Origin of the sequence: Streptomyces sp. NWU339, from assembly GCF_003143855.1 — a bacterium.
Classification (GTDB): domain Bacteria; phylum Actinomycetota; class Actinomycetes; order Streptomycetales; family Streptomycetaceae; genus Streptomyces.
The window spans coordinates 82089-92209 of record NZ_QFRK01000033.1 but is presented as its reverse complement, the minus strand read 5'-3'; the positions used below and the strand labels follow the sequence as shown (position 1 = coordinate 92209).

Below are 10121 nucleotides of genomic sequence, written 5' to 3'. Positions count from 1 at the left end.
TTGGCCACCGTGACCGGGTGAACCCCAAGATCCTTGCCGATCCGAGTGTTTGATGCCCCGTCTCCGCAAGCCAGCACGATGCGGCAGCGCAGCGCGAGAGCCTGGGAAGAGGTGCGGCGCCTCGCCCAGCGCTGCAGCGTCTCGCGTTCGTCGTCGGTGAGAACCACCTCGACCGTGGGCCGTCCCATTCGCGCCATGACCCCAGCATACTTATGCAATGAATCAAAGACTCAAGACACTAGCTGGTCAGGGCAGGTTTGCGGGGTTCCAGGAGGTCCAGCGCCTCCGTCCAGCGGAAGCCGTCGATGCCTCCCCCGGCCTTCGGCCGGTGCGGTTCGTGCGAGCCGATCAGGACGCCCATCCCGGTCAGCCGTTCCAGGCTCTGCCGGTAGGCCGGGTGGGCGGCCTGGGCCGCGTTGAGGTACGGCAGGACGGCGATGGGGACACCCATGCCGTACGCCTCGCACAGGATGCCCAGGGCCAAGGTGTCGGAAATGCCGGCGGCCCACTTGTTGACCGTGTTGAACGTGGCCGGGGCCACGGCGATCGCGTCCGCGGGAGGAAGGGGGCGGGCCTCGCCGGGCTTGCGCCAGGCGGACCGGATCGGGTAGCCGGTCTGCGCCTCGACCGCTTGCACGTCGAGGAAGCCCAGTGCCTGCGGGGTGGCCACGACCCCGACGCCCCAGCCTCGTTGCTGCGCGGCGGTGATCAGCGTGTCGACATCGCCGGCGATCCCGCTCGCGCAGACGACGACGTACAGGAAGGGCTTCTTGTCCGAAGCGGACGGGGCGGACAGGGCGGACGGGGCGGTTGACTCGGTCACGCGGGAACTCCCGGTCGGCGGCTGAAGTGATGCGGTTCGGGCAGCGTACGGCGGCGGTCGCGCGCGGCCCGGACGGGGGTCCGGACTGGCGGCAGCCGACGTCCGGGGCGTCGGCACCGGCCCGTCGGGTGCGGTGGTCGGTCTCGCGGTCTTCTTCGTACCCGTGACGATCCGGTGGACCTCATGTCCCTCAGGCCGCCCGACGAAGCCAAATGAGTCACTGGTAGGCGCGTAGATGCGTGATTCCTCCCTCGGACGGTGGATATGGTTCGAATGTCCCCGGAGTTCGGCCCCTGACCATGCCGGGGGCAGCTGCCCCACCTCCGTGCGGTGGACGGCACCGCTCTTACGTCCTCGATCAGGAGACTGGTTTGACGACTCCTCAGCTTTCCGTGGTCGTACCGTGCTTCAACGAGGCTGCCGTCATCGAGAGGTTCCATTCGGCTGTCGGGGGTGTTCTCGGCCGGTCCGGGCTCGACTACGAGATCTGCTACGTGGACGACGGCAGTACCGACCGCACGCGGGACATCATCCGCGGACTCGGTGCCGCGGACCGGCGTGTCAGATACACGGTGCTCAGCAGGAACTTCGGCAAGGAGGCCGCGATGCTCGCCGGCCTGCGCATGTCCCGGGGGCAGGCGGTGATCCTCATGGACGCGGACCTGCAGCACCCCCCGGAACTCATTCCGCGGATGCTCGAACTCCACGGGCAGGGCTACGACCAGGTCGTTCCCCGGCGGACCCGCGAGGGGGAGGGCGCGGCGCGCACCGTGCTGAGCCGCTGCTACTACGCTCTGGTGCGCCGCCTCATGAATGTGGAGGTGCTCGACGGCGCCGGGGATTTCAGGCTGTTGTCACGCCAGGCGGTGGACGCGGTGCTGGCGCTGCCGGAGGCCAACCGGTTCTCCAAGGGCATCTTCTCCTGGATCGGTTTCACGACGATCACCTTCACCTACCAGAACGTCCAGCGGCTCGCCGGCAACTCGAAGTGGGGAAGCCGCCATCTGCTCAACTACGGCATCGACGGACTGCTGTCCTTCAACAACCGCCCCCTGCGACTGGCCATCTACGCGGGCGTCTGGTGTTTTCTTGCCGCACTCGGCTACGCGGTGTGGGTGGCCTTCGACGTGGCGCTCCACGGGGCCGTCGCCCCCGGCTACGCGACGCTTTTGATGGCGGTGGTGGGGCTGGGCGGAATCCAGCTGATCACCCTGGGGATCATCGGGGAATACGTCGGCCGCATCTACCACGAGGTGAAACGCCGCCCGCCCTTCGTGGTCCGGGAAACCGACGAGCACCCCGCCCCGAGCCCCAGTTCCCCGCTGCGCGGATCGCTCGCTCCTGCGAGAGGCCGTCGCGCAACGACACGGCAGTTCGCCACCTTTGTGGCGATCGGCTTCGTCAACACCGCCGTATACCTGGCCGTCTACGCCGGCCTGCACCCCTGGATCCCGTATCTCGCGGCGCATGTCCTGGGCTACGCGGTCAGTGTCGTCGGCTCCTTCCTGCTCAATTCCTGCCTCACCGTCCGGACCCGGCCGACCTGGCACGCGTTCCTCCGGTATCCGCTCTCCAGCGGCTTCAACCTCGTGGCCTCCGGCGCACTTCTCTACGTGGCCGTCAGCCGATTCGAAATGGACAAGAATGTCGCCGCACTCGTCGCCGGGGTGCTCGTCACCCCGGTCTCCTTCCTCCTCGCCCGGTGGGCCATCAACTCCGGCCGTCGGCCGTCAGACGCCGGGGGCATGGTGTCGAGCGGCCCGGCCCGGACGAGACAGGACGACCCCACCCCCGGCTAGCGCGGACGGCGGCGGGAAGGGCCTGGCGTCCGCGCGGCCCGTGGAGGAGACCGATACGGAAACGGGCGTACGTCGGAGCGCGCCGAGCCCAGCCATCGCTCCCCCGCCCCTCGTCACGGCGGGTGCGGCCCTGCTGCCCCTTGTTCCACTGGCGCTTTTGGGCGGAGCGTCATGGTTCGCACGCTGGGTGCGCCCGAGTGCCGACGAGTGGTGCTTCCTGCCCCTCGTGCGTGACGAAGGCTTCATGGCCCTGGTGGACCAGTTCTACTCCACCTCCAACGGACGGATCGCCAACGGCCTGCTCGTCGCCTCCTACGCCACGTTCGGCGTGGCAGGCCAGCAGTGGTATGCCGGGATCAGTGCGGCCCTGATGCTGGTCCTGCTGTGGGCGTGGGCGGCGGCACTGCTGCGGCGCGCCGGGTGGCGGCTGCCCCGGGGCGTGCCGCTGTTCTCCGCGGCCATGGTCCTGGGCCTCTTCTGCTTCGCCTCCACGAACACCTACAAGACCTTCTTCTGGCCGGCCTCGTCGGTTTCCCACACCTTCCCGCCCGTCCTGGCGGCCGCCGCCACGATCCCGGCCCTGCTGGCGACCTCGCGGCGCGGGAAGGCCATCGCCGCTGCGGTCGCGTTCGTCGTCGGGGGCGTTCTGGGCACGCTGTCGGAGGAGACCTCCGTGGTCGCCCTGACCGTCCTCGCCCCGGCCCTGCTGCTGGGCCGCCGGCTCTTCCCGGCCGGACGGCTCGCCTTCGTCCGGGCCTGGTGCGCCGCGGCCGGCGCGGGCATCCTCATCGGCACCGCCGTGCTCCTCACCTCCCCCGGCTCGATGAACCGGCGCTCACGTCACTCCACGGACTCCATGCTCGCGCCCGAATCGCTCTTCGCTTCGCTGCGGGGATATGCGCAGGTCCTCCACACCCTGGTCACGACCTGGCAGTACGTCGGCGCGATCGCCGTGGGCATGCTGATCGGCGCACTCGCCCGCCGCGCGGACGGAGGCGTTCCCCGGCCCGACCGGAGGGCGCCCCTGCTTCTGTGGTCCGGGGCGGCGGCTCTGCTGTTCTCCGGATACGTGTGCACGGTCATCGCCTATCCGGCGTTCGGCCCCTCCGTCGCGACCGCCAACAGGCTGTGGAACGACTACCTCTTCCCGCTGCTCCTCCTGCTCGTCGGCGCGGGCGGTCTCCTCGGGAACCTGGCGGTGCGGCGGTACCGGCGCGGGACGGCACCGGTGGCCGCGGGCGCCGTGCTCCTGTGCGTGTGCGTCACCGCCGTACTGGCCGTGTCCCTGCGCGACCTGGAGTCGGACATGCGGGTGCGGGCCGGGGCCTGGGACAGCCAGGACCGCCTGCTCCGGGACCGGGCCGCGGCGGGGGCCACGGTGCTGCCCTACAGGCGGCTCGTCGTCAGCGGGATGCTGGAACCGTTCAGCAGCGGTGGCGAGCGGCCGTGGCCCGCCTCCTGTGTCGCTCGCTACTACCGGGTGAAGGAGGTCACGGACGGAACGGAACACCGAGGACGAGGCCCTGACCGAGCAGGCCCGCTCCAGCCCGACCCGGGGGCTGCTCCTTGACACCGGCACCGGACAAGGAGGACCCAGGTGCCGACCAGGCTGTTCGGCGGGCCGTCCGCTGGTCCGGAGGCCCGGGCCCGGGAGAACGCGCGAGGGGCGTCCCTTCCCGAGTGAGCGATCAGCACGCTCGAACCCGCCTTGATCGAGGTGTGGTCGGCGGGCGCTGCGGCTGCGTGGAGCGAGCGGGATCTCCAGCCTCGCCCGTGCCCCGCCGCCCGGCGGGACCCCCCGGACAGCGCGGGTCCGGGGGGTGTCCGGGTGAACCGGGGCCGTCAGTCGACTTCGAGGGGCAGGGCCGGGTCGGCGGCCCACTCGGTGAGGGAACCGTCGTAGACGGCGACGTCGGAGCGGCCGAGGAGGGCCAGCTGGAAGGCCAGGCCGGTGGCGGCGATGCCGCTGCCGCAGTACGTGATGACCTTCTTGGACTCGTCCAGGGCGCCGGCGTCGTCGAAGAGCCCGCGGACTTCGTCCGGGCCGCGGAAGAGACCGTCGGAGTTGGCGAGGTCGGGGAAGGGCACGTTCGTGCTGGAGGGGATACGACCCGGGCGTGCGTAGGTCTGGCGGGTGCCCGCGAAGGTCGGCCGGTCGAGGGAGTTCACCAGCCGGGTGCCGGGGTCCTCGATCGCGGCGAGGACGGCGTCCTTGTCGGCGTACAGCTCGGGACGGCGGTTCGCGGTGAACACGGCGGGTTCGTTGGACTCCGCACCGCTCTTGACCTCGTGGCCCGCCCGGGTCCAGGCGGGGAGACCGCCGTTCAGCACCGAGACGTCGTCGAAGCCCTCGTAGCGCAGGTTCCACCACAGCCGGGTGGCCCAGATGTTCGGGCCCTGGTCGTAGACGACCACGTGAGTGCCGGGACCGACGCCGAGAGCGCCGAGCCGGGCGGCGAACGTCTCGCTGTCGAGCGCGGTGAACGTGGTGGCCGCGTCGGGGTCGGCGAGGTCGTTCAGCAGGTCGGCGAAGACGGCGCCGGGTATGTGGGCCTTCTCGTACGCCTGGCGGCCCGACTCGACGTCGTAGTAGCCGTCGCCCTCGGGCTGGGTGAGGAAGGTGGTCGCGTCGATGATCCGGATCGCGGGGTCCCCGAGGCGCTCGTGCAGCCAGGCCGGGTCCACCAGCAGGGGGTGGGACATACGTGTTTCCTCTTCTCGCATTCCTTACGGCCCCCGGAAAAACGCCGGGGTGTCCCACAAACGTACCTGTTTGAGATACATGTCTCAGTAGGCGGACATCCGGGTGGTTCGGGGGCCTCTCAGGCCGAGGCCTCGACGGCGGCCTCGACGGGCTGGTCCATGTCTGCGGTGACGGCGAGCCGGGCCGGCGTACTCGCCGCCTCGCAGCGGTCGGCGGCCCTCGCCACCGGCAGCGAACCGACCGCGGCGGTCGCCTGGAAGGCGATCCCCTCCTGGCCCCCGTCGCCACCGCCGACCACACCATCGGTACCGAGAACCTGCGCTTCACGGCCGAGCGGGCGGGTTCGGCCACCGTCGAGGTCGACGCCCCGCACGCCGTACTGGAGACCGACCCGGGCGAGGTCACCGACCTGATCCCGCAGGCCGCGCACGGCTCGCGCCCCCGTCTCGCCAGGACCGGCGCGGGTGAGTCGGCCGCTGACGTTCTTCTCGGAGCGCGCGTCAGAGCGTGCGACGGCCTGCCCGCGGTGTGCGGGCAGGCCGTCGGTGTCGTGGTCGGGCGGGCCGGCGGTCCGGGGCTCACGCCTCGGCGGGGAGCAGGGGTACGTCGAGGCGGTCGGCGAGTTCGTCCAGGGTGGTGCCGAAGGTCTGAGTGACCCTGAGGCCCTGGGGGGTGACGTCGAAGACCGCGAGGTCCGTGTAGACGCGGTCGACGCAGCGCAGTCCGGTGAGCGGGTAGGTGCACTCGGGCACCAGCTTGGGGGCGCCGGCCTTCGTGAAGAGCGTCATCATCACGTACACCTTCTTGGCGCCGATCGCCAGGTCCATGGCCCCGCCGACGGCGGGGATGGCGTCGGGTGCTCCCGTGTGCCAGTTGGCCAGGTCACCGGTGGCCGAGACCTGGAACGCGCCCATGACGCAGATGTCCAGGTGGCCGCCGCGCATCATCGCGAACGAGTCGGCGTGGTGGAAGTAGGCGGCTCCCGGCAGTTCGGTCACCGGGATCTTGCCCGCGTTCGTCAGGTCGGGATCGAGCTCGCCCTCCTTCGCCGCGGGCCCCATGTTGAGCATGCCGTTCTCGGTGTGGAGGACCACACCGGAGTCGGCGGGCAGGTGGTCGGCGACGAGGGTCGGCTGCCCGATGCCCAGGTTGACGAAGGCGCCCTGGGGGATGTCGCGCGCCACGAGGGCGGCCATGTCGTTCTTGCTCAGCGGACCCCGGCCGTTCAGCGGGCCCTGGTCGCTCATCGCTCGGCTGGTCGCGTTCATGCGGTGGCTGCCTCCTTGACCACACGGTCGACGTAGATGCCGGGGGTCACGACGGTTTCGGGATCGATCTCGCCGGTCTCGACGATCTCGCGGACCTGCGCGATCACCGTGGTCGCGGCGGTGGCCATGACCGGACCGAAGTTGCGGGCGGTCTTGCGGTAGACGAGGTTGCCCATGCGGTCGGCGCGGTGGGCGCCGATCAGCGCGACGTCGCCCCTGATCGGGTACTCCAGCACGTAGGTGCGGCCGTCGATCTCGCGGGTCTCCTTGCCCTCCGTGAGGAGCGTGCCGACTCCGGTGGGGCAGAAGAAGGCGCCGATGCCAGCTCCGGCCGCCCTCATCCGTTCCGCGAGGTTGCCCTGGGGGACCACCTCCAGCTCGATCCGGCCCGCCCGGTAGAGCTCGTCGAACACCCAGGAGTCCGCCTGGCGCGGGAAGGAGCAGATCACCTTGCGGACCCGCCCCTTGGCCAGCAGCGCGGCCAGTCCGGTGTCGCCGTTGCCGGCGTTGTTGGACACGACGGTGAGGTCCTTGGCGCCCTGGCGTATGAGGGCGTCGATCAGGTCGACCGGCATGCCGGCCATGCCGAACCCTCCGACGAGCACGGTCGAGCCGTCCTCGATTCCGGCCACCGCCTCGTCCGCGTGGTCGCACAGCTGTGTGTTCATCGGTTGCCTCCCGAGACGTTCTCCAGGACCACGGCGAGCGCCTGGCCGACCCCGATGCAGATGGCGGCGACGCCCCAGCGCTGCCCCGACTCCTTCAACCGGTGGGCCAGGGTGCCCAGGAGCCTGCCTCCGGAGGCGCCCAGGGGGTGGCCGAGCGCGATCGCGCCGCCCTTGGCGTTGACGATCTCCGGGTCGACGCCCCAGGCGTCCACGCAGGCCAGCGACTGGACGGCGAAGGCTTCGTTGAGTTCGACGGCGGCGACGTCGGACCAGGTGATCCCCGCGCCCTTCAACGCCCGGTTCGCCGCCTCCACGGGGGCGTATCCGAACAGCTGCGGGTCCAGCGCGGACACGCCCCGGCCGGCGATGCGGGCGAGGGGGTCGGTGCCGATGCGGGCGGCGGCCTCACCCGAGCCGAGCAGGACCGCGGAGGCGCCGTCGCTCAGCGGGGAGGCGTTGCCCGCGGTGATGACGCCGTCGGTGCGGAAGACGGGCTTGAGCCCGGCCAGCTTCTCGGCGGTCGAGCCGGGGCGGATCCCCTCGTCCCGGGTGACGGTCGTGCCCTTGCGGTCCGTGACGACGGGCACCACCAGGTCGTCGTAGAAACCGGCGTTCCAGGCGTCGTCGGCGAGGTTGTGCGAGCGGGCGGCGAACTCGTCCTGCCGCTCCCGGGCGATGGTGAAGCGGTCGCCCAGCTGCTCGTTCGCCTCGCCCAGGGAGACGGTCCACTCCTTCGGCATGCGCTGGTTGACCAGCCGCCAGCCGAGCGTGGTGGACACGGCGGTCACGTCCCCTGCGGGGAACGCGCGCGAGGGCTTGGGCAGGACCCAGGGCGCCCTGGTCATCGACTCGACCCCGCCGGTGAGCACGATGTCCACGTCGCCGGTCTCGATGGCGCGGGAGGCGATGATGGCGGCGTCCAGGGAGGAGCCGCACAGCCGGTTGACGGTCGTGGCGGGGACCGAGGTGGGCAGTCCCGCGAGCAGGACGGCCATCCTGCCGACGTTGCGGTTGTCCTCGCCGGCGCCGTTGGCGTTGCCCCAGACGACGTCGCCGATCTCGGCCGGGTCGAGTGCGGGGGTCTTGGCCAGGGCCCCGGTGACAGCCACCGCGGCAAGGTCGTCGGGCCGGACCTCGGCGAGGGCGCCTGAGAATTTACCGAAAGGCGTTCTTGCTGCTGCGTAAAGGTAACTGTCGCTCACGCCCCCACAGTACGAGGGCCACTTTCATCATGTCCAAGACCTAGTCTGCATTGATTCATAAGCAGCGCTTATAGAATGGGGGGATGGAACTCCGTCAGCTCCGCTCCTTCCTCGCCCTGGCCGAGGAGTGCCACTTCGGGCGCGCGGCCGCCCGCCTGCGCGTGGCACAGCCGGCCCTGTCCCAGCAGGTCAAGCAGTTGGAACGGGAGCTGGGCGTCTCGCTGTTCAACCGGTCCACCCGGCGCGTCGAACTGACCGAGGCCGGCCGTCACCTCACCGACTACGCGCGCACCCTCGTCGCGGAGGAGGAGCGCGCGCGGATCCACCTGCGGGAGCTCGCCACCGGCCACGCGGGCCGGGTCTCGGTCGGCTTCATCGGCACGGCCACCTACGACGTCCTGCCGAGGGTCGCCCGCACCGTACGGGCGAAGCTGCCGGGCATCACCCTGGACCTGCGGGGTGAGGTCCTCACCCCGCGGCTCGTCGAGGGCCTGCTCTCCGGCACGTTCGACCTCGCCGTCCTGCGGGGCTCGGTGTCGGAGGAGAACATCCGCACCACGCCGTTGCGGTCCGAGCCGCTGGTGGCCGTGCTGCCGGCCCACCACCGGCTGGCCGGCCGGCCGAGCATCCCGCTGAAGGCCCTGGCCGACGAGCCGTTCGTCATCCATCCCTCGCAGTCCCGGTCCTCGATGTACGACCGGGTCCTGTCCGCCTGCCGGCGGGCCGGTTTCCGGCCCGACCCGCTCATCGAGATCGGCGAGACGGCCACCCTGGTCGTCCTCGTCGCGGCGGGGCACGGCGTGGCCCTCGTACCGCAGTCGGTGCAGAGCCTGAGCCTCGAGGGCGTGACCTACGTACCGCTCACCGGCTCCGAGTCCGTCGAGCTGGTGCTGGCCCGGCGCACGCACCGCGTCTCGGCCGCGACCGAGCAGGTCGCCTCGGTGATCGAGGACTGCGTCCGCGGCTGAGGGGCGCGCGTGGGGCCGCCCGCCGGACAGGCCCTAACGGAGGATGAAGCGGCTCCCGGCGCGGAGCTTGTCGACGAGTGCTGCGGGGGCCTTTCGGGGTGAACCCGCGTCGTAGGGCGGCTGGGGGTCGTACTCGGTCCCGAGCTGGACGGCCTGCGCGTGTGCGTCACCGGCGACCCTGCCGACCAGGGTGAGGGCCATGTCGATTCCGGAGGAGACTCCGGCCGCGGTGACGAACTTGCCGTCCGTGACGACGCGTTCGCCGGTCGGTTCGGCACCGAACGCGGTGAGGCTGTCGAGCGCCAGCCAGTGCGTGGTGGCACGGCGGCCTTCGAGCAGCCCCGCCGCCGCGAGCAGGAGCGAGCCCGTGCACACCGAGGTCGTCCAGGTGCTGGCGGCGCTGGCGGTGCGCAGCCAGTCGAGGAGCGTCTCGTTCTCCATCTGGGCGGTCTGCCCCGGGCCGCCGGGCACCACGACGATGTCGGGGGCCGGCATGTCGTCGAGGCCGTGGTCCGCGACGAGGGCGAGGTCGTCGCGGTCGTTGCGCACGGGGCCCGGTCGCTGCGCGACGAAGACCGTCTCGGCACCGGGTATGCGGCAGAGCATCTCGTACGGGCCGACCGCGTCCAGCGCGGTGAAGCGGTCGAAGAGGACAATCGCGATCTGCATCGTCTGCCTTTCAGCGGGCG

General features: G+C 71.1%; 10 protein-coding genes and 1 pseudogene. 3 read left to right on the top strand and 8 right to left on the bottom strand.

Going from position 1 to position 10121, the window contains the following annotated elements; genetic code table 11:
• Both DIZ27_RS46550 and DIZ27_RS30345 read right to left on the bottom strand, forming a co-directional pair.
• A pseudogene (locus DIZ27_RS46550) lies at nucleotides 1-197 on the bottom strand (IS630 family transposase); the annotation flags it as partial.
• A 41-nt stretch (nucleotides 198-238) separates the two neighbouring features.
• On the bottom strand, nucleotides 239-823 hold the full coding sequence (locus tag DIZ27_RS30345; protein WP_375232015.1) for a flavoprotein: 585 nt from the start codon (nucleotides 821-823) through the stop codon (nucleotides 239-241).
• A gap of 371 nt (nucleotides 824-1194) precedes the next feature.
• Between DIZ27_RS30345 and DIZ27_RS30335 the strand changes: the two genes are divergently transcribed.
• The gene (locus DIZ27_RS30335; protein WP_109381633.1) at nucleotides 1195-2622 is read left to right on the top strand and encodes a glycosyltransferase; all 1428 of its coding nucleotides are present in this window, start codon (nucleotides 1195-1197) and stop codon (nucleotides 2620-2622) included.
• A 226-nt stretch (nucleotides 2623-2848) separates the two neighbouring features.
• Nucleotides 2849-4192, top strand: coding sequence for a DUF6056 family protein (locus DIZ27_RS30330; RefSeq protein ID WP_258308601.1), 1344 nt, complete (start codon nucleotides 2849-2851; stop codon nucleotides 4190-4192).
• A gap of 272 nt (nucleotides 4193-4464) precedes the next feature.
• Here DIZ27_RS30330 and DIZ27_RS30325 read toward each other — a convergent pair whose 3' ends face one another.
• From DIZ27_RS30325 to DIZ27_RS30305, 5 genes are all read right to left on the bottom strand, one after another.
• Nucleotides 4465-5325: a sulfurtransferase gene (locus tag DIZ27_RS30325; RefSeq protein WP_181383754.1), complete on the bottom strand. Its 861-nt coding sequence runs from the start codon at nucleotides 5323-5325 to the stop codon at nucleotides 4465-4467.
• Between the two features lie 119 nt (nucleotides 5326-5444).
• On the bottom strand, nucleotides 5445-5756 hold the full coding sequence (locus tag DIZ27_RS45965) for a hypothetical protein (protein WP_181383753.1): 312 nt from the start codon (nucleotides 5754-5756) through the stop codon (nucleotides 5445-5447).
• Nucleotides 5757-5904: 148 nt separating this feature from the next.
• Complete coding sequence (locus DIZ27_RS30315) at nucleotides 5905-6594, bottom strand: 3-oxoacid CoA-transferase subunit B (RefSeq protein WP_309074921.1); 690 nt, start codon at nucleotides 6592-6594, stop codon at nucleotides 5905-5907.
• Nucleotides 6591-7262, bottom strand: a complete 672-nt coding sequence (locus tag DIZ27_RS30310; protein WP_109381631.1) for a 3-oxoacid CoA-transferase subunit A — start codon at nucleotides 7260-7262, stop codon at nucleotides 6591-6593. The genes DIZ27_RS30315 and DIZ27_RS30310 overlap by 4 nt, the downstream gene beginning before the upstream one ends.
• Nucleotides 7259-8464, bottom strand: coding sequence for a thiolase family protein (locus tag DIZ27_RS30305; RefSeq protein ID WP_109381630.1), 1206 nt, complete (start codon nucleotides 8462-8464; stop codon nucleotides 7259-7261). Before DIZ27_RS30305 ends, DIZ27_RS30310 begins: the two co-directional genes overlap by 4 nt.
• 83 nt (nucleotides 8465-8547) lie before the next feature.
• Here DIZ27_RS30305 and DIZ27_RS30300 point away from each other — a divergent pair, with 83 nt between their 5' ends.
• Nucleotides 8548-9432 carry a LysR family transcriptional regulator gene (locus DIZ27_RS30300; RefSeq protein WP_109381629.1) on the top strand — a complete coding sequence of 295 codons (885 nt, stop codon included), beginning with the start codon at nucleotides 8548-8550 and terminating at the stop codon, nucleotides 9430-9432.
• Between the two features lie 33 nt (nucleotides 9433-9465).
• On the opposite strand, the gene DIZ27_RS30295 is transcribed toward DIZ27_RS30300, so the two are convergent.
• Nucleotides 9466-10101, bottom strand: a complete 636-nt coding sequence (locus DIZ27_RS30295; RefSeq protein ID WP_109381628.1) for a DJ-1/PfpI family protein — start codon at nucleotides 10099-10101, stop codon at nucleotides 9466-9468.
• Nucleotides 10102-10121 lie beyond the last annotated feature (20 nt).

Bases quoted from the DNA above. Each gene is read 5' to 3' on its own strand.
- DIZ27_RS30325 (WP_181383754.1), bottom strand. From the start codon at position 5,325: ATGTCCCACCCCCTGCTGGTGGACCCGGCCTGGCTGCACGAGCGCCTC.
- DIZ27_RS30315 (WP_309074921.1), bottom strand. From the start codon at position 6,594: ATGAACGCGACCAGCCGAGCGATGAGCGACCAGGGCCCGCTGAACGGC.
- DIZ27_RS30310 (WP_109381631.1), bottom strand. From the start codon at position 7,262: ATGAACACACAGCTGTGCGACCACGCGGACGAGGCGGTGGCCGGAATC.
- DIZ27_RS30300 (WP_109381629.1), top strand. From the start codon at position 8,548: ATGGAACTCCGTCAGCTCCGCTCCTTCCTCGCCCTGGCCGAGGAGTGC.
- DIZ27_RS30295 (WP_109381628.1), bottom strand. From the start codon at position 10,101: ATGCAGATCGCGATTGTCCTCTTCGACCGCTTCACCGCGCTGGACGCG.